A 19,393-nucleotide genomic window follows, 5' to 3' on the forward strand; every position below is an offset into this window, starting at 1 on the left:
AAGGGAACGGGGAGAGGGCAATGCGTTTCAACAAGCTGCGATGGAATACGATCAGCACTCGTTTGTTTGTCTGGTTCCTCTTATCGGTACTGCTGCTTCTCTCATTGTTGTCGGGCATCTTTTACCAATACAGTACGGAGCAAATGAATCATCGGTTTGGAGAGATTGCCAGGAAAAATGTGTCACAGGCGCTGGATAACTTCGGTCTGCTTGCAGAGGGATATAACAGTCTGTCCAAAACGATTTCGACCAACTCCGATGTGCAGCGGATTTTGACGGACCATGATGTGACTCCCTCACTAGCTCTAATCAATGAACGAACGATTATTAATTTGCTGGAAGCCGTGTTCTACAGCCGCAACGATCTTATGGCCATCCATGTGATCTCCAGCACAGGGAAGGTGTATAGTCATGAAGCGTCCGTTCACCCCTATGCTCCCCACTTTATGCAAAGCTCCTGGTATGCGGATATCCTGCGTTCGCAGGGAGAGATGGTTTGGTTCGGTACGCACACAACTACATTGACGGTGCAGGATCAACCGGTTGTTTCCTTCGGCAGGGTAATCTATGACCTGTATTCCCGCGAGCCGATCGGCGTCCTGCTTATCGAAGCGAATCCGCTTCCGATCCTGACGACGCTTGCCAATTTACAAGTGGGTCCGGACAGTCAAGCCTATATCGCGGCTTTCCCCCGTGGAACAGGGAGACAGGATGCTTCTGAAGCGTATGAGCTTCTAGCCGAATCGGGAACGGATGCAGGGTCTGGTCTGACGCCATGGTCCGCCATAGAGCCGATGCTGGGTGTCAAGGACAAGGCTCGCATCGTAACCCGGGATGAGCATGGAGATTTGGTTGTCATCGGCAATCAGCCGGTGTTAAACTGGTCCGTCGTGAGCATAACGCCTAAATCGAATTTTCAGGTGCAGCTGGAGCAAGCGAACCGTTTTTTTATTATGGTGCTTGGATTGTCCGTGCTCGCGGCGATCGCTCTTGCAACGGTCATGTCACGGTCCATTTCGGCTCCGATGATCAGGCTTGTTCGCGAGATGAAAGCGATCGAACGCGGCAACCTGAACTTGATGGAAGAAGTACGTTCTTTTGAGGAAATGAATTATTTGATGCATAACTACAATGTGATGATTCTTCGAATCCGGGAATTGATTGACCGGGTGCGTACGGTTACGTCCAGTGAAAAAAATGCGCAGCTGTACGCGCTGCAATCGCAGGTGAATCCCCATTTTCTGTACAACACGCTGGATCTGATCTACTGGGAATTGGAAGAGATGAAGAACGAAAGATTGGAGAACATCATCCTGTCGCTATCCCGGATGTTCCGTTACAGCAGTGAATGGGAGCAGACGGATGTTACCCTGGAAGAAGAGCTGAAGCAGATGCACCACTACTTGGTTATTATCCAGGCACGAGCCGAGCATCATCTGGACATCCGAAACGAAATTCCGGAGACGTGGCATCAGGTTCGAATCCCCAAGATGACACTGCAGCCATTGATTGAGAATGCGGTCGTTCATGGGTTGTCCCAAAAGAATCAGCAAGGGCTGATTCACCTGCGTCTGGCTGCAGCGAAGGATTGTTTGCAAATCCAAATTCATGATAACGGCGGCGGAATCCAGCCTGCGAAGCTGCTTGAGCTGCAGCGGATGCTGGACAAAGTCGTACAGCTGGAGGGGATTCTATATGAAGAGGAGGAGAAGCCGATCCGACGGCTCGAGGAAATGCCGATCGGGACCGAAGGGGCGGGGATCGGACTGATCAATGTCCACCGACGATTGGTTCTGAAATTCGGAGCACAGTACGGTCTGCGGATCGACAGTGAGGATGGGGGAGGGACCACGGTCCTCATTTCGCTGCCCAAGCCAACGGATGCATGCCATTTCGAATATCACATTGCAGGAGGGGCTGAGGATGAATATTCTCGTTGTGGACGATGAGAAATCGATTCGGGAAGGAATGAAACGGACACTCAACCAGACATTTCCACACTTTCAGGTGATGACAGTACATTCCTGCCAAGACGCGATTCTGCTGCTGTTGAATGAACGAATTCACGTGCTGCTGCTGGATATCCGGATGCCGGGGATGAACGGCTTAGAGCTGCTGGCCGCTCTTCAGCGGTCGCATCGCGGAACCAAGGTCGTGATCATATCCGCTCACTCGAAGTTTGCTTATGCACAGGAAGCGCTCCGGCTGGGGGTCAAGGACTATTTGGTGAAGCCTGTGGGCAAAGAGCAGCTCATCCGAACCATGAGCTTATTGGAGCAAGAATGGGCCGATGACATGCAGCAGCTGTCAGAGAAGGATTGGATTCATCTTAATCTGAACTACTTGCGCGAAGCGGTTTTCCGGCGTTGGGTACAGGGGCTGGACATCGGAAGGTTCGATGTGTCCCGGCTGGCGGAGAAGCATCCTTATTTTCATCTCGTATTCGTTCAGCTTGAGGGGAAGCAGGATATTTCGCTCCATCATTTTGTGGTGGAAAATGTACTGACCGAATGGTTCGCGATGAACGGCCAAGGATTTATTGTAAGCCTGGAGGGGAACCGGGTGTTGGGTGTGGTGACCCTACGTGAAGAAGTGGAGGCCGCTTGCGCTGATTTCGAGCGGGGAGCGAGGGCGCATCTGGAACGATGCTTGAACGAACCGTATCAATTTGTGATGAGCAGACGTCTCACCGATTTCCATGCCATACCTCAAGAAGTCAACGCACTGCTGCATGGCGGCGCGGCTCTCGTCCAGCAGGAGCTCCCCGCAAGGAAAAATGACGATGCGGTCGAAATTGCTCTGCAATATATCGCCGCTCATTTTCAAGAGAATCTCTCGCTCGAGAAGATCGCTTCCATTGTTTATTTGAACCCGGTTTATTTCAGCCAACTGTTCAAGCACAAGCTCGGGATCGGGTACAAGGAATATGTGACCCAGCTGCGCATGGAGCGGGCTCAAGAGCTGCTGGCTAACCGGGCGCTGAGGATTACGGATGTTGCGAAGCTGGTAGGCTACGACGACCTGCGGCATTTTACCCAGGTGTTCCGTAAAAAGTTCCAAGTGACGCCATCGGATTATCGCTTGGAGTTAAGCTAGCCATTGAATGTACCGTCCTCCGTTCGCGTTGATGAGCGGAGGTTTTTTCCTATGCACAGCCCCTATAAAAACATTGAAAATATAACCCTAACATCTTAAGTTTCTGTACTACAACACCCCAATGTATTCGCTTACAATGAGCTTAAGACGCGGAAATGAAGCGTTTGCATATTCTCCATACCATTCTCAAATGCGGAGGGGTTAACTATGAGGTTCAAAAAAATGTCCGGCCTGATCTGTGCATTAGTACTGGCACCAACGCTATTGTCAGCTTGTGAATCGGTATCACCCCCATCAGCGACGACCCCACCGGCCAAGGAGGCCGATAAACCGGCTGTCACCCAGCCAGCACCGGCGGCAGCAACCGGAGATAACAAAGAAACGGCACGCAATGAGACGCTGTACATTAACGGGCTTCAGTGGGGGGCTCCCACGAACTTCAACCTCCTGAGCGGTAACCCTGCCTTCCCGATCAACTATGGCAACTCCCGAGAGCTGATCTATGAAACACTGTTCATGATTAACATGCTGGACGGTAAGCTGGAGCCTCTGCTGGGAACGAAATATACGTGGGCGGATGACGTTACCTTGAAAATCGATTTGAACAAGGACGCCAAGTGGAATGACGGCAAGCCATTCACGGCCGATGATGTCGTTTATACTTACAAGCTTGGTAAGAAGTATGAGGTGAACTGGAGCAGCTTCTGGACGTACATCGAGGATGTCGTTGCCGACGGACCGAACGCGGTGACAATTAAGCTGAAAAAAGAAAATCCGAACAAGCTGACCGTTCTGGACAGTATCGAGCTGATTCCTATGCTGCCGAAGCATGTATGGGAGGAGCTGGAGAAGAAAGCAAACAACGAGCTGGCTGCGCTGCGCAAAGAGGTGAACGCCGCCCCGGTAGGCACCGGCCCTTATAAAATGTTCTTCTATAACGATCAAAAGATTACCGTCGTACGTGACGACAATTATTGGGGCAAAACGTTGTTCGGCGGCAAGCTGCCGGCTCCCAAATATATTACCCACGTGATTTATAAGGATAATGCCGCAGGTGATCTGGCCTTCAAAAGCAATCAGGTGGATGTCTCCCAACAATTTATCCCGCAGGTGTGGAACATGTGGAAGGGCGGCGCTCCAGTCAAAACTTATATGAAGGATGCGCCGTATTACCTGCCGGGGTCCATGCCCTCGATTTTCTTCAATATGTCGAAGAAAGGGCTCGATAATGCCGATGTCCGCAGAGCGATAGCGATGGCGATCGATTACAAAAAGATTTCCGACCTGGCGATGAGCGGCTATTCGGCTGCGATGAAGCCGTCCTTAACGCTGGACTCGGATGCGGAGAAAAAGTATGTTGATCAGGATGCGATCAAGTCGCTGCAATGGACGACCGATGTCGAGGGAGCGAATGCGCTGCTGGATAAGATTGGCGCGAAGAAAGGCCAGGACGGCATCCGTGTGCTGAATGGCACCCGCCTCGGACCTTTTGAGATCGAATGTCCTTACGGTTGGTCGGACTGGAATGCTTCACTTGAAATCGTCGCCCAGAATGCCAAAGCGATCGGTATTGAAATTCGTACGAAGTTCCCTGAACAGCCGGTATGGAACAACGACCTGCAAACCGGGAAGTTCGACATTATCATGAACACGCCGGCAGGCGGGGTTAGTCCTAGTCAGCCGTGGAACCGTGCCAGAACGATCATGTATTCGAAAGGTGTGGCTCCGGCAGGCGAAATGGCGTTCTGGAACTGGGGGCGCTACAAAAATGCGAAGGCCGACGAAATTATCGATAAAATCCCATCCGTTTCCGATGAGGCGCAACTGAAGTCCATGTACACGGAGCTAACCAAAATGTGGCTGACCGATATTCCTTCGGTGCCGTTAATGTACAGACCTTGGGTATTCCACACCGTGAATGAAACGGTCTGGAAAGGGTTCCCGACGCAGGGCGACGGCTCCAACATTCCTCCGCAAATCGCCATCGATGGCTCAGGGGTCAAGACGTTATATCAAATTCATAACTAATTTTGCAGCCTAGGGACGTAGAAAAGAAGCCTATATTTTGGTGAATTGCAAGCCCAACCTTAATATAGGCTTTTTTCTATAAGCTGCGCTTTTCTTGCTCAGCGGAAGGTTAGGTTATCGAGGTCGGGTTCGCTTCGAGCGGAACCGTTGGGAGGGTGTATACATTGAACGCCTATACAAGGTATTTTATGAAAAAATCGGTATGGTATCTGGTGACGCTAATCGTTGCCATCGGGTTGAATTTTATATTGCCGCGGCTGGTGCAAGGAAATCCGATCAGCGTTATTGTGTCTCAGATGACCCAGGGCATGACGGACAGCGATACCATCAAGAAAGTATACGAAACGTTTACCAAGGAATTCGGGATTGACAAGCCGCTGGGCACGCAGTTCCTTATTTATGTCAAAAATTTATTCACGGGCAATCTGGGGACCTCATTCGGGCTTTATCCGAAAAAAGTGACGGATATATTGGCTTCCGCAATCCCCTGGACACTAGCCCTTCAGCTCCCGGCCATTCTGACGGGCTGGATCCTGGGCAACATTCTTGGGGCTGTAGCCGCCTATAAGAAGGGCGTGTTTGATAAAGCATTGTTTCCCATCGCGTTGTTCGTCAACTCGATTCCTTTTTTTACATTGGCGATCATTATGCTGTACCTGTTTGCCCTGAACTTGAAATGGTTCCCGTTGTCGGGAGGGTATGATTTTCAGATGATTCCGCAGTTAAGCTGGGACTTCATTGCCTCCGTACTCCGGCACCATACACTGCCGTTCCTGTCCATTGTGTTGGTTACGATTGGTGGTCAAGCAATAGGTATGCGGGAAATGTCCATTTATGAATTGAATGCGGACTATGTTTTGTACAGCAAATTATTAGGCATCCGCGATGCCACTATTGCCAAATATGTGTTCAAAAATGCGATGCTGCCTCAAATTACCGGACTGGCGCTTTCCATCGGAACGATGGTCGGCGGTTCATTGATATGCGAGATTGTGTTCAGTTATCCGGGAATTGGCACCTGGTTGTTCACCGCCATTCGCCAGCTGGATTATCCGCTCATCTCCGGGTGTACGCTGCTTATCGCTTTTACGGTGCTGCTGGCGAACTTTACGATTGAGATTATATATGGCATTGTCGACCCGAGAATCAAGGCGGCTCAAATGGAGGAAAGCTGATATGAATCATTCCGTTACCATCTTATTAAGGTCTCCGAAGTTCATGTTTGGGACGATAGCACTGCTGTTCATGCTGGCTCTGGTTCTCATTTATCCGTTAATGAACCGCAATGATCCGTTAGAGATGATGGCGATGGCCTTTCAGCCGCCGGATGGCAAGCTGCTGCTCGGATCGGACAATTTTGGCCGGGACTTGTTCCTGGAGCTGATGTACGGGATCCGAACCTCGATGAAGGTAGGCTTGATTGCCGGTGTCTGCGCCACGGTGATTGGTTTGGTTATTGGGCTGACAGCAGGCTATATTGGGGGGCTGGTCGATAACCTGCTGACCGCGGTGACAAATATTTTCATTGTAATCCCATCCTTCATCATTCTTATCCTGATCTCCGTCAGCATCAATTCACGAAGCTCGCTCGTCACCGCCCTGATCATCGGGATTACGAGCTGGCCCTGGACGGCCCGGGCTGTTCGTGCGCAGACGACCTCGCTCCGCAACCGGGATCATGTGAATATCGCCAAAATTTCGGGTCACAGCACACCGCGAATTATCGTATTTGAAATTCTTCCTTATATCGCATCGTATGTTGTGATGGCATTCGTGCTGCAGACGGCCTCCGGTATTTTGTCCGAAGCTTCCATCTCAATGCTTGGCTTGGGCCCCTACAACACGATATCGCTCGGGATCATCATGAATTGGGCTTTGATCTTTGAAGCGCCGGTGGCCGGGGCCTGGTGGGCTTTCATTCCTGCGGCGTTCTCCATTGCGGTCATCACCTTTTCGTTGTATTTGATGAATACGGGAATGGACGAGATCTTCAATCCCAAAATAAGGAGCTAATCGCTATGAGCACAAATATTCTGGAAGTGAAGGGACTCAAAACCTACTACCGGACCCGCCTCAAGGAGAATGTGTATGCGGTGGACGGTGTGGACTTCGTGCTGGAGGACGGCAAGACGCTCGGCATTGCAGGGGAATCGGGGAGCGGCAAATCGACGCTGGCCTTAAGTTTAATGGGGTTCTATTTTCCACCGCTGCATTACAAGAGCGGCTCCATCCATATTAACGGAACCGATATCATGAAGCTGAGCAAAAACCAGCTGAGATCCCAAATTCTTGGGAGAGAAATTGCTTATATTCCGCAGGCCGCGATGAATGCGCTGAACCCGACCCTCAAAATTATCCGGTTCATCGAGGATATTATGAAGGTGCACAAGCCTGAGCTGAGCAAAAAACAAGTATGGGACATGGCGGCTGAACGCTTCCAAACATTGAATTTGTCCACGAAAGTATTGACGTCTTATCCGAACGAATTGTCCGGAGGGATGAAGCAAAGAACGGTAATCGCAATCTCTACCATCCTGAATCCGAAGGTGCTTATTGCCGACGAGCCGACCTCCGCACTCGATGTAACGTCGCAGAAGGCGGTCATCAAGCTGATGAAGGATCTGCTGGACAAACAATTCATTCGCTCGCTCGTCTTCATCACACATGAGCTGCCGCTGCTGTACCATGTCACGGATGAGATTGTGGTGATGTATGCCGGTGAAATCGTGGAGAGAGGCACAGCGCACCAAATGATTTTTGACCCTATCCATCCGTACACCAAAAAGCTGATGGGTTCCATCATCGTCCCTGAGGAGGGCATGAAGGGCCACAAGCTTGAAGCGATTCCGGGAGCGCCGCCTAACCTGAAGAAGGTGCCGCCAGGCTGCCGTTTTGCCGACCGCTGCTCGTATGCTACCAAGGATTGCAAGGAAGGGAAGGTGGAGAGCAGGACGGCGGAGGGGCGGTTGTACCGGTGTATATTCGATACGCAAACCTTGAGGGAATGGTATCGCAAAGAGCAGGGGGACGGAGGGGTGGTCGCACAATGAATCGAGGTAAGGTGCTTATTAGCGGCAGACAGTTAACCAAGGTGTTCGGCTATGGGCTCAACAAAACGACGGCTGTGAATGAAGTGAGCTTTCAATTTCATGAGGGTGAAATTATTTCCATTGTCGGCGAAAGCGGCAGCGGCAAAACGACGTTGGCCAAAATCATCATGGGCCTGCTGAATGAAACCGGCGGTGCAATAGAATATAAAGGAAAGCCTCGGAAGCTGAGGAGCCATAAGGATAGAAAAGAATATTGGAAGGATATTCAGGCGATCTTCCAGGATCCCTTTTCATCCTTCAATATATTCCATAAAGTGGATAAGCTGCTGACCGATTGCATCAAGCTGCAGGGACTGAAGCTAACAAAGGAGCAGCAGCTTCAAAAAATGAAGGATGCTTGCTCCTTCGTGAATTTAAAATTCGAGGAGCTGTATAACAAGTACCCGTTTGAGCTGTCCGGCGGACAAATGCAGCGGTTGATGATCGCCCGTATTTTCATGCTGCATCCCAAAGTGCTTATTGCCGATGAGCCAACCTCGATGGTGGATGCATGCTCCCGGTCTACGATTCTTGATATGCTGCTCAAATTAAGGGAAGAGAACAACATGACAATTATTTTCATTACCCACGATGTCGGGCTGGCTTATTACGTTAGCGACACGATTTATATTATGGAGAAAGGCTGCATCGTTGAACATGGGCAGGCGGAGGAGGTCATCCTGCGACCGAAGCACCCTTATACCCGCCAGCTCATCTCGGATGTGCCCAAAATTCATGAGGCGTGGAATTTGGCTTAGGCGAATCCGTCTAATTTCCCGGTTGGTGAAGAATAGGCGAATTTCGCTTTAATGGCAGCTGTGATTTGTAAAGCTCCAGTCTGGATCGGAGCTGTCTTGCTTTCCGCAAACTGAGCAGCCGAATAGGGGATAGGGGTTTGGGAGCGAGTCTCCTCTTGAACGTTGAATGGATAAGGGCTTAGCTTTACTTGCAGGGTATTTGCTATAGTTGAAGCTTTCGTTTGAGCATTATGAATGGCTAAGGTAAGGGCATGATTATAATAAATTTCAGGGTGTGTATTCATAAATCGAATGGTTGAGATCGAGTTCGCTCCATGATTCACAGCCGTATCCACGACAAGTCCCGTCTTCTCGATGGGTTCAATCGTAACCTGCAGCAGATGGGTAACTTGATACCCTTTGAAATGCTGCTTGCCTTCATCGAAGGTATACTGCATATCAATCCTGTAATCGACGGTTTGAATATGGTCCTTGGGGATATTGAGCCTGGTAAGGGAGTCAATAATGCTAGTAACAATCGTATTATTTTCCAACTGGGCCGTGGTTAAAGTCGGATTTTCTGTAATCGCGCCAAGCGTTACCATCGATTGATTGGGAGACGCGGAGACGGTGCCCTCGCCTGTAACTTCGATCTGATTCATTCCTTTACACCCCTTGCCTGAAAGTATTTACACTTAATTGTATGGCTGTGCTTTGGGTTCAATGTCTGATCGAAAAGCAACGGCAGTAAAAAGGGAGGCTGCCGCGTGACAGCCTCCACCGTATTCAAGCATTACTGGGTTCTATATTAATTCGTTGTCTCGATATACGCGTCTCCCTGGCATCTTCCGCTTGTGCAGGTAAGAACCAGTCTCGCATCATTCTGATTGGAGCCATCCAACGGAAAATCAAGACTAATATTATGGTCGCCTGAGTTAGGATAGCCAAACACTGTCAAAGGATTGGTTACCGTACCGCTTGCAATTGTTTGGGAATAGCCGTCAATCAGCTCCCAGTTAATATCACCCCAATTTCCGGTAGGAGCGGAGTTGTTGACAGTTATATACACATGATTTCCATGATGATGGTACGATTCTACCGTGCTTGGACCATTCTCATACATCTCAAGATATTGGGAGGAGGCGGCTTGAACGGGAAGCGCGGTCAAAAAAACCGAAGCTGCAATTAGAAGTGTGGAAAACCATTTTTTGTTTTTCATTTTCATTTTTAAAATCATCCCTTCAACAATGGTTTGGTTTTAAATAAGAAAGACGGGTGTCGTTCCTCCTTTCTTCCCTGTGAAACGCAACTAAATGGTATCATGGCGTCACATGGAAAAATATAGGGGGAACAAACCGATGTATTAGACCGCATCTCATATTAAACCAATGTCTTATGGATAACATAGGGCTCCCTTACGAAATTCGGATAAGGCAAGTGCGCAGCGATTGGATATAGGAATTGGAGGCGTGTCATGGGTGGCGTTCCGCTACACATTGGGCCGTGTGAGGAAAAAGGGGAAAAAACGATTGCGAACAGCAAGGGAAGAATCCCTGTGCCGTTTGTTTTTTCGTGCAGACAAGGAAATTTGTACAAAAAAGAGCGGGCTATCTTTTCGATAACCTGCTCTTTTCGTAATTCTTGCCCAACGCCTAAACTTAATGACATTGCTGCGAATAGGTGTCTTTTGCGGTCATGATTCTTTAATCCAAATCGCCATTGTAATCAGTTTTTTGCAGTCTCCAGCCAAATGAGGAACACCCGGCACGCCTTATCTTGCCGTAGCGCCGCCGTCAATGACAAACTCCGCGCCAGTCGAGAAGGAGGCTTCGTCGGACGCGAGATACACCACCAAGCCGGCGACTTCCTCGACCGTGCCAAAGCGTCCGATCGGCGCTACAATCTTGGCGAGTTCGGCTTCCGGTATTTGGGCCGTGTCGACCGCATAGCTTCCCATCGCCGTATTGATGTAAGCCGGATGGATTGAGTTGACGCGGACATTATAATCCGCATATTCGACCGCAGCATCCTTAGTCATCGTGCGTACCGCGCCCTTGCTGGCGCCGTAAGCGAGATGCCCCGCCGCCCCTTTGATTCCCGCGATGGACGAAGCGTTGATGACCGACCCGCCCTTATTCCGGGCCATCAGCGGCATCACATGCTTCATCCCGAGGAAGACTCCCGTGACGTTGATGCTCATCAGGCGGTTCCATTCCTCAACGGAAATTTCCGCGAGAGGTTTAATGAAGTAAATCCCCGCATTGTTGAATAGAACGTCAATCCGTCCGTACGCAGATACGGACTCGCTTACAACCTGCTTCCAGTTATCCTCATTGCTTACATCGTGACGGAACGCAACGGCTTCGCCGCCGGCATGCTTGATCTCGGCAGCGGTCTGATTGGCATTGTCCAAGTTGATATCCGTCACGACGACCTTTGCCCCTTCCTTCGCGAACCGAAGAGAAGTCGTTTTCCCAATCCCTGCGCCTGCGCCCGTAATGAGCGCCATTTTGCCTTCAAGTCTCATGGTTTAAGCTCCCTGCCTGTTGTTGTATAGGTAACCCGACACGCCTCACCTGAACGTTCAATCAGACGGCCGTGTATCCGCCATCCACAAGCAGGCTCGCTCCCGTTACGAAGGAAGCGTCGTCGCTGGCCAGGAACAGCACGGCTTTGGCGACTTCCTCCGGCTTGCCCAGACGGCCCATCGGGTGCAGTCCGATAAGGTGCTGATTCAATTCCTCCGTCCTTCCTTCGATAAGCGGCGTGTCGATATATCCTGGACATACGGCGTTGACCCGAATCCCTCTGGCGGCATAATCCGCCGAGACCGATTGGGTCAGGAGCTTCACGCCACCTTTGGCCGAAGCGTATGCGGTGACTTGCGCTTTGCCAACATGGCTGTGAATGGAGCCGCAGTTTACGATAGAGCCACCGGTTCCTTGCTCCAGCATCTGTTTGATCGCATACTTATCGCAGAGAAATACGCCCGTCAAATTGATATCGATCGTTCTTTGCCAGGCATCCGAGCTTAGAACGTCCGCAGGCGCGTCTTTGGCGATTCCGGCGTTGGCGAAGAGGATATCCAGCTTGCCATACTTCTTCACGGTCTCCGTAACCATACGAATGACTTGATCCTCTTGGGTCACATCCGTCTTCACAAATAAAGTATCGAACCCCGCCTTGTTCAACTGATCCGAAACCTCTTGCCCCCGATCCGAAAAATCCGCAATAACCACCCTGGCCCCTTCTTCCGCAAACAAGCGAACGGTCGCTTCCCCGATTCCGCTGGCACCGCCTGTGACAATCGCAACTTTCGATTCGAATCTCATAGCTGAATGCTCCCTTACTCCGATTGTGTAATACTTTACAGAACTTTTGACATCCCAACTTTGCTAGGGTTCGCAAATTGCCTTGATTTCATTCTAGCACTGGTTTAAATAAGAGGCGGAATGGAATGTGGTTATTTTCAAACGCTCCCAGTCGGGTGCGGCTCCGACGGACGAAGGCATCGTCAAGAAAGCTTACGAGCTGCACGAAGAACTGAAGGAAGCGGCCCAAGGCTACTCCAACTCCATTTGCCGGTGAATGAATAGTTGAGGTCGATGGTACGGCTAATTGATCTGGAAGAGCTCGGGCGATGGAATCTCGGTTAGTGGTGTAAACAAAATATCGACGCTTCCGAATACTACTTGTCAAGTCTTTGTGCTCTTTTTTTGCACGAAAAAAGAGCGGGCTATCTTTTCGATAACCTGCTCTTTTCGAAATTCTGGCCCAACGCCTTAACTTAATGACATTGAGAGGCCGGATGGGCCTCATTTTCGTATTCCAATACTACCATTTGTTGGTATAATGGGAGGGAACATAAGTAGAGGAGATTTCATTCATGGTTATTAAATTAGGGCATTTTGAAGTAACTTCCGGCAGATTCGTTGTAGCGGATCCTTGTTACGAGCTTAATACGGAGACCATTATTATGGGCGTTCTAGATCATGTACTGAACGGTTCATGGATTGCGAATGTAGAGAGGCTTGAAGTAAATGACTGGGGCGAAGCATGCTCCAAGCTATATGCTTACCATCAATTATATGAAGATCAGGTGGAGGAACTGCACTGGGTGAAGTGCAGCTTTATAGTAGGAGTGGACAGCGGACAAGCAGGGATTTTTGACATGAATATGTTTAGAATTGCTGACTCGGTTGCAGAGGGGGATTCCGATCCTACAGATAGTGATTGGTATTTGACTTGCTGTGATATTACAGAGAGTGCAAATGAAGCAGGGGTTTTAGACGGGGGAGCTGTTTCACGAACAGGGTTTGGCGACGGTGCATATGGGGCTTACATGGCCATGAACGAGCAGAATCAAATTATAGCGGTGAAAATTGTTTTTATTAAAGGATCTGAGATTTGAGACGGGATTTTTGAGCTGTGAACATGGAAGGAAGGTGGACACGTTGAGCCACTGGAAGGAAGCGTTAAGCACATTTTGTAATCTATATTTCAATTCCGGTAAGCAAATAGATTGGATTCTTGTTGGATCCGCTGGATCTGCTTTGCAAGGGGCCGGCATGAGTCCTAATGATATTGATATTTATACTAAAAAGCTTGAGGGAGTGGGGGAGATTAGCGAACTCCTGAAATCTTTTCAGTTAGAAGAAAAGAGTCCATTTCCTTACCACGATTCAAACTGGCTTTCATCCAAGGAAGAACCCTATTTTACCCAATCATTCCCATCGGGTTTTACTTGGACCAAGGGCAGATGGAAAATGCACTCCTTCCCTCTCGAAGTCGTACATATCTCAGATTCTGCTGGAATTCCGGATTCTGAAGACGGTGAAGGGATCTGGGAAGGTGGCAAGTACATCTGGGACAAAAAGCAATATGTTGATTTTCAAAGCTTCGACATTCCATTGGTCCCCCTTGAAATTCAATTGGAGTCTAATTTGAGACGACAAAGACAGGATCGAATTCAAGAAATCATAAACGTACTTAAGGCAAGGGGTTATAATGAGAAGTTGTTAAGGACAGCCGTTTCAAGTTCGAACCATGAATATCTTAAGGGGTTGTTATAGATGGAAGCGGTTGCCATCTGAGTGAATTACCTGGTGCAGGCGTCTTAGTGGGGGGATTAAAGAATGAAAAAATTGGTATTGAGATGCTTCCCTTTTTTGTACAAATGGAGAGTCCAGCAGCTTATTCTCAAAAGGCACATAATCAATTTCAATCCCAAAATTGTTTATGCACGCGAAAGACAAACGAATCTTATCGGTAATATTTGTAAACGGCATAAATCGGTACTAAGAAGAGTCCTTCAAAATTCAGACCCTATCCTGCAAGAGAATAAAATAAAAAATCTTAACCTTGCGCTAGGCCACTTGGATGGAATCGTTATAAATCCGGGAGAAACCTTTTCATTCTGGCGCTTGGTTGGAAAAACAACAAGGGCTAAAGGATATATCGACGGATTAATGTTATCGAATGGTGAAGTCCGGACAGGTCCGGGGGGAGGCTTATGCCAATTAGCCAATATGCTTTTTTGGTTAGCTCTTCATACCCCTCTTGAAATTAAAGAACGACATCATCATAGCTTCGATCTATTTCCTGATGACAGAAGAGTAATCCCCTTCGGGACCGGGACGAGCATATTTTATAATTACATCGATTTACAATTTTATAATCCGACAAGCTGCAAGTTTCAATTTCATCTTTTTTTGTCAGACGATTTTTTGGAAGGCTCGATACAATGCAGTGATGATTTGGAGTTTATTTACAAAATCGAAGAGAGAAACCATCAGTTTTATGAAAAAGAAGGTCGTTGGTATCGAACCAATGAAATATGGCGATTGGAACTAAGCAAGGAAGATCATACCGTTGTTCATGAGAGGTTAATCATGGTAAATAATTCAGAAGTTAAGTATATGAAACCAGGAGTGTCGATGTAGAGAGTGGACCAAAATGTGATTAAAGTTTGGCAGAATACAGAAAGGAGAGGAAAGGTATAAACCAGATGAATCGGCTCCCCCTCATAAGACAATATGAGAAAGATTACCATGATGTATGCTATGAAACCCATGAGCTTTTCGAACCTGGCTCCTGGTTGCACAAGCCTGTGAAGACCATTATGGAGCTTATGAGTGCTTTTGAATCTAAATCTGAGGTGAATGTTTTGGATTTAGGCTGCGGGGTAGGCAGGAATAGTATTCCCGTCGCTCAACAAATTCTCAAAAAAGAGGGTAAAGTGGTCTGCATTGATTTATTAGAGTCCGCTATTTCCAAGTTGGAAGAGTATAGCAAACAATATCATATGATGAGTAAGATCGAAGGTGTGCTCTCCGATATTGCGGGTTACCGAATGGCTCCCAAAGGGAACCAAGGACCAAGGCGTCAATTGCATCATCATTGGTACTGGGATTAAAGAAACTTTCATGGATACCGGCGAATCACTTGAACCCATGTTTGAGCTGTTATTTGAGACGCCGTATTTGATTTCTAAATTCGAAGCCTTTTATCAAGATTGGACCTGGATTAAACAAACAATAAAACCGTATCGTGTAGAAATTACTAGAAACGGCAGGAGAGTTCTCCTTGAAAGCGATGTTGTAACTTGGGCGGTCCAGAAAAAATGATCAATGAGTAATTCATCGAAGGGTAGGGAATTTGTATGGAACATTCCATTGAGAATCGTTTGCACCAAAGGGGTATCATTTTACCGAAGGCCAGTCATCCTGCCGCAAGTTATACGAATTGTGTTATTGTCAATGGACTGATGTTTGTGTCTGGCAAAGGTCCGACAAGCAGCTGCAAGGGGAAGCTGGGAAGCGATTATACGACAGATGAGGGTTATCAATTTGCAAGAGAGGCAGGGATCGAGGTTCTCGCAGTTGTCAAGGATGCGCTGGGCACTTTGGATAAAGTGAAAAGAGTGGTGAAAGTTCAAGGGTTTGTGAACGCCGAGCCATCTTTTGAAGAGCATCATAAGGTTCTTAACGGTTTCTCCGATTTGATGGCTGAGGTATTTCAGGAAAAAGGGGTGCACGCGAGATCGGTATTCGGTGCGGTCTCGGTTCGGGATAATCTGCCGATTATTGTAGAATCCATTTTTGAAGTCAATGTATAGAGGTGGTATATATGGAAATAAGGCAAATGGCAACTGCATTTTTAACAAACCAAGATGACGTATTGATGATGAAAAAAGCTGGAAGCAAGCTGTTTCAATTTGAGTTTTGGGGTGGTATTGGAGGCCATCTGGAATATGAAGAACTGAATAATCCAATGCTGGCCAGCTATAGAGAGATTGAAGAGGAGACTGGTTTTAAGAGAAAGGAAATAAATAATTTCAAATTGAAATACATACTAATCGAAAATAACGATGGAGAAATTCGCCAGCAATACGTCTATTTTGGGGAAACGAAACATAGGAACTTTGCACCTTCTGATGAAGGGGAGCTATATTGGATACCCCGAAATGAAATTACAAGCCTACATACGTCTAAAATAATTAATTATACTTGGATACATTATTTGGAACATCCGTTTATTAAAGATATTGTAGTCGGAACTACGACACGAAATAAAGAACAATATTCACAAATTCAATGGAGCATAATGAAAGAGACGGTTGCCTTCTAGTTGACAAGATGAATGTCGTCAATGTGGGGCCCAAACAGGGCTCCGGAATTCTTTTATAAACTGTGGAAGAATTTGTTCTAACTCAAAATGGAAACGCATACAAATCCATGATTTTGTTCTATGGATTACTGGTTTTCGTTCCTTGTTGATCTATATGGCTAGCGGTATGATGGGAAACGGAAGGAGGACATTTGATGAATATGTGACATGAATAAAGGAGGCTGCGGTATTTAAGAAAAGCGTTCGCATAACTATAAATTAGGCCCACAAAAGTTATAAGCAGCCTAAGTCTTCTGATGGATGAAGATAGCTTAGGCTGTTCTTTTTTTCACAGCATGGGTGGCTTGTAGAGGCTAGTCCTGACGCAAATACCGTCTGTCCTTAAGAAAAAGCTTCCAGAACAAGTAGAAGGCTGGCCCCAGAATTAAAATGCCAATGGCATAGGCAACCAGCAGCGCGTGGAAGGTGACTGAATTGGTAAAGCCCTGCTCCACCGTGAGATGCGGCTGGATCATGTAGGGCAAATGGGCAAGCCCATAGCCGATGCTGGCAAAAACATATTGCAGGATAATGGCCGTAAAGGCTACGCGAGGCACGAGTGACGGCCCGCTCCCACGGAAGGACAGTAAGGCGCAATAACCGATGACAAAGGCGAGAATGGACAAGATGAACCAGATGATGTTCTGTTCGATCCCTGTTTTCAACCAGGCGGCTTCCGGATGCAGCGTATAGATAGTGATAATGGCAAAGCATAGCGTAAAAGGTCCCAGCCCGATCGCCGCTTTGCGGTAAAGAAGATAAGCCGATTCATCATTCGATTCCTTGGCGTAATCCGACAAAAACAAGGCCGACAGGAACAATTCCGTCGTTAGGCCAAAGCCAAGATGGGCCCACAATGTGGGGCTGAGCATCAGGCTGCCAAAATGCAGTGTAGGTACGCCGTTGGGAAAGTCAATAAATCCCCCAAGCGATATGGGAAGAATGGAGACGAGCAGGCCGGGGATTAACAGCCCGGTGATCCCGGAAACAACACGCAGCTGCTTGTCATATTTATCGGAGGAGTATGCATACACCATAAAGCTGCTGCGGATCAGCAGGAGGAACAGCACGAGACTGACAGGCAAAATTAAGGCTGTGCCCAGAATCGCAACCGCTTTGGGAAAAAAACCAACCAGGGCTACAACCAACAGCACCAGAAATGTGTTCGTAACCTCCCAAGTCGGAGATAAATACCGGTTGGCCAAATGACCCGCATTGGTTTGGCGGCCCCGGCCCAGCAGCATCCCCCAGAAGCCCGAGCCGAAATCAATGGATCCCAGAATGGAATAGATAAACACCAGAAACCACACCAGCACGATGGCAATTGTCGATTCAAGCATAATTAGGAACACGCTCCTCGTCTGTGGAAGAGAAAGTATCGGTCAGATCCTTTGCCACAGGATGACGCTTGAAGTAAAAACGCAGCACGAACATCGTTACAAACAGCAGCACCACATAGATGCTGACAAAGGTGACGAACAGGAAACCGAGATTTTCATTCTGCGTCGCTGCGTCCTTGGTCAGCTGAATATGATAAATCGTCCAAGGCTGACGTCCGGTGCAGCTGAAGATCCACCCTGTCTCTACGCCGATGATAGAAAGGGCTCCAGATGCGCTCAGCGCGAACAGCATCCAGCGGCTCAGACTGCGTTTGAACAAATAGCGCCAAAGCAGTGTTCCCGCGGAGAACACAATAAGCAGCATTCCGATGACGACCATCAGATTGAAGAGCGTATGGATGTATAAGGGAGGACGCAGCTCCTCGGGATATTCGTTCAAGCCCTTGACAACGGTATCGAAGCGGTTTCCCGCCAAAAAACTGAGCAGCCAAGGGATTTCAATTCCTCCTCGTACTTCCTGTGCTACAGGGTCGGCCACACCGAAGACCGCAAGCGGTGCGTGATCCATTGTCTTGAATAGCCCTTCTGCAGCGGCAAGCTTCTCCGGCTGATAGTTGTGCAGCATTTGTGCCGTAGCATGTCCATTCAGTGCGGTAAGCAGCGAAAGTCCGCCGCCGATCACCAGACCGAGCACCAGGCTGCGGGTGTGATAATTCCGCTCCTCCTGCGAAAGACTTCGTCTAAGCAATTTGGCAGCTGCTAAAGACACGATGATGAACGCGCCCGTCATGTAGGCGGAGAACAACACGTGAAGCGAAGTCGTTAGCAGACTCGGGCTGAATATAGCGGCGATCGGATCTACATTCGTCACCTCGCCGTTCACGAGATCAAAGCCCTTAGGCGTGTTCATCCAGGCATGGGCATCGGTAATGAGCACAGCCGAGGCACTGGCTCCGAGGGCTACGAAAAACACACTAACCATGCGCAAAAGTGGAGAGAGACGGTCTGCCGCATACACATAGATCGACATAAACAAGGCTTCTAGAAGGAACGCCCAGATTTCTACCTGAAAGGGCACGGCAATCACCTGTCCTACAATGGCCATAAATCCCGGGAACAGCAGGGAGAGCATGACACCGACGATGGTGCCCGATGGTATGGCTACCCCTAGAATGATAGCAAAGCCCTTCGTCCAGCGCTTGGCCATGATGGCGTAATGCTTTTCTTTCCTAAGATGATAGAGCAGCTCGGCAAATACGACCATAAACGGCAGTCCGACACCAAGGGTGGCGAAAATAATGTGAAAGGCCATCGAGGTTCCGAATAAGGCACGAGCTAATTCAACAGTCGTCATGATAAACGCATCCTTTCCTGTCCCTCCGGTTTGAGCGGAGGGCTGGAACTATTTTCATGCGTTAGTATAAACGGATCGTGC

General features: G+C 48.4%; 20 protein-coding genes. 14 read left to right on the plus strand and 6 right to left on the minus strand.

The annotated features are described in order from the left end of the window. The first annotated feature begins 20 nt into the window (after window positions 1-20). From CF651_RS14430 to CF651_RS14460, 7 genes are all read left to right on the plus strand, one after another. Complete coding sequence (locus CF651_RS14430) at window positions 21-1,949, plus strand: cache domain-containing sensor histidine kinase (RefSeq protein WP_094015570.1); 1,929 nt, start codon at window positions 21-23, stop codon at window positions 1,947-1,949. Further along, window positions 1,924-3,096, plus strand: a complete 1,173-nt coding sequence (locus CF651_RS14435) for a response regulator (protein WP_094015571.1) — start codon at window positions 1,924-1,926, stop codon at window positions 3,094-3,096. Before CF651_RS14430 ends, CF651_RS14435 begins: the two co-directional genes overlap by 26 nt. Window positions 3,097-3,303: 207 nt before the next feature. Beyond that, a complete protein-coding gene (locus tag CF651_RS14440; protein ID WP_094015572.1) occupies window positions 3,304-5,124 on the plus strand; it encodes an ABC transporter substrate-binding protein in 1,821 nt (606 codons plus the stop codon). A 188-nt stretch (window positions 5,125-5,312) separates the two neighbouring features. Further along, window positions 5,313-6,299, plus strand: a complete 987-nt coding sequence (locus tag CF651_RS14445; RefSeq protein WP_425436271.1) for an ABC transporter permease — start codon at window positions 5,313-5,315, stop codon at window positions 6,297-6,299. Window position 6,300: 1 nt separating this feature from the next. Continuing rightward, entirely contained in the window at window positions 6,301-7,137 is an 837-nt protein-coding gene (locus CF651_RS14450) for an ABC transporter permease (protein WP_094015574.1), read from the plus strand. Window positions 7,138-7,142: 5 nt separating this feature from the next. Beyond that, window positions 7,143-8,174, plus strand: a complete 1,032-nt coding sequence (locus CF651_RS14455; RefSeq protein ID WP_094015575.1) for an ABC transporter ATP-binding protein — start codon at window positions 7,143-7,145, stop codon at window positions 8,172-8,174. Continuing rightward, window positions 8,171-8,971, plus strand: coding sequence for an ABC transporter ATP-binding protein (locus tag CF651_RS14460; protein ID WP_094015576.1), 801 nt, complete (start codon window positions 8,171-8,173; stop codon window positions 8,969-8,971). Before CF651_RS14455 ends, CF651_RS14460 begins: the two co-directional genes overlap by 4 nt. Here CF651_RS14460 and CF651_RS14465 read toward each other — a convergent pair. The 4 genes from CF651_RS14465 to CF651_RS14480 form a co-directional block, all read right to left on the minus strand. Then, complete coding sequence (locus CF651_RS14465) at window positions 8,968-9,612, minus strand: SIMPL domain-containing protein (protein ID WP_094015577.1); 645 nt, start codon at window positions 9,610-9,612, stop codon at window positions 8,968-8,970. The genes CF651_RS14460 and CF651_RS14465 overlap by 4 nt on opposite strands. Before the next feature lie 146 nt (window positions 9,613-9,758). Beyond that, entirely contained in the window at window positions 9,759-10,175 is a 417-nt protein-coding gene (locus CF651_RS14470; protein ID WP_094015578.1) for a hypothetical protein, read from the minus strand. A 546-nt stretch (window positions 10,176-10,721) separates the two neighbouring features. After that, window positions 10,722-11,477: an SDR family NAD(P)-dependent oxidoreductase gene (locus CF651_RS14475; protein ID WP_094015579.1), complete on the minus strand. Its 756-nt coding sequence runs from the start codon at window positions 11,475-11,477 to the stop codon at window positions 10,722-10,724. Between the two features lie 61 nt (window positions 11,478-11,538). Then, window positions 11,539-12,282: an SDR family NAD(P)-dependent oxidoreductase gene (locus tag CF651_RS14480; protein WP_094015580.1), complete on the minus strand. Its 744-nt coding sequence runs from the start codon at window positions 12,280-12,282 to the stop codon at window positions 11,539-11,541. Between the two features lie 127 nt (window positions 12,283-12,409). Here CF651_RS14480 and CF651_RS33150 point away from each other — a divergent pair, with 127 nt between their 5' ends. The 7 genes from CF651_RS33150 to CF651_RS14510 all read left to right on the plus strand — a co-directional run bounded on the left by CF651_RS33150 (window position 12,410) and on the right by CF651_RS14510 (window position 16,579). Continuing rightward, window positions 12,410-12,538, plus strand: coding sequence for a hypothetical protein (locus CF651_RS33150; protein ID WP_281254473.1), 129 nt, complete (start codon window positions 12,410-12,412; stop codon window positions 12,536-12,538). Between the two features lie 298 nt (window positions 12,539-12,836). Beyond that, window positions 12,837-13,361 (plus strand): DUF4241 domain-containing protein, encoded by a 525-nt coding sequence (locus CF651_RS14485; RefSeq protein WP_094015581.1) that lies wholly within the window; start codon window positions 12,837-12,839, stop codon window positions 13,359-13,361. Window positions 13,362-13,404: 43 nt separating this feature from the next. Next, on the plus strand, window positions 13,405-14,022 hold the full coding sequence (locus CF651_RS14490; RefSeq protein ID WP_094015582.1) for a nucleotidyltransferase family protein: 618 nt from the start codon (window positions 13,405-13,407) through the stop codon (window positions 14,020-14,022). Between the two features lie 63 nt (window positions 14,023-14,085). Next, the gene (locus CF651_RS14495) at window positions 14,086-14,892 is read left to right on the plus strand and encodes a VanW family protein (protein WP_094015583.1); all 807 of its coding nucleotides are present in this window, start codon (window positions 14,086-14,088) and stop codon (window positions 14,890-14,892) included. Between the two features lie 167 nt (window positions 14,893-15,059). Continuing rightward, window positions 15,060-15,365 carry a class I SAM-dependent methyltransferase gene (locus tag CF651_RS32845; protein ID WP_245855910.1) on the plus strand — a complete coding sequence of 102 codons (306 nt, stop codon included), beginning with the start codon at window positions 15,060-15,062 and terminating at the stop codon, window positions 15,363-15,365. 246 nt (window positions 15,366-15,611) lie between these two features. Next, the gene (locus CF651_RS14505; RefSeq protein WP_094015584.1) at window positions 15,612-16,067 is read left to right on the plus strand and encodes a RidA family protein; all 456 of its coding nucleotides are present in this window, start codon (window positions 15,612-15,614) and stop codon (window positions 16,065-16,067) included. An 11-nt stretch (window positions 16,068-16,078) separates the two neighbouring features. After that, window positions 16,079-16,579: an NUDIX domain-containing protein gene (locus CF651_RS14510; RefSeq protein WP_245855911.1), complete on the plus strand. Its 501-nt coding sequence runs from the start codon at window positions 16,079-16,081 to the stop codon at window positions 16,577-16,579. Window positions 16,580-16,932: 353 nt separating this feature from the next. Here the strand turns inward: CF651_RS14510 and CF651_RS14515 are convergent, their stop codons facing one another. Together CF651_RS14515 and CF651_RS14520 are read right to left on the minus strand one after the other, a co-directional pair. Next, a complete protein-coding gene (locus tag CF651_RS14515; RefSeq protein WP_094015585.1) occupies window positions 16,933-17,958 on the minus strand; it encodes a cytochrome d ubiquinol oxidase subunit II in 1,026 nt (341 codons plus the stop codon). After that, window positions 17,951-19,312 carry a cytochrome ubiquinol oxidase subunit I gene (locus tag CF651_RS14520; protein WP_094015586.1) on the minus strand — a complete coding sequence of 454 codons (1,362 nt, stop codon included), beginning with the start codon at window positions 19,310-19,312 and terminating at the stop codon, window positions 17,951-17,953. Before CF651_RS14520 ends, CF651_RS14515 begins: the two co-directional genes overlap by 8 nt. Between the last annotated feature and the right edge of the window lie 81 nt (window positions 19,313-19,393).

It is taken from the genome of Paenibacillus rigui (assembly GCF_002234615.1).
Taxonomy (GTDB): domain Bacteria; phylum Bacillota; class Bacilli; order Paenibacillales; family NBRC-103111; genus Paenibacillus_S; species Paenibacillus_S rigui.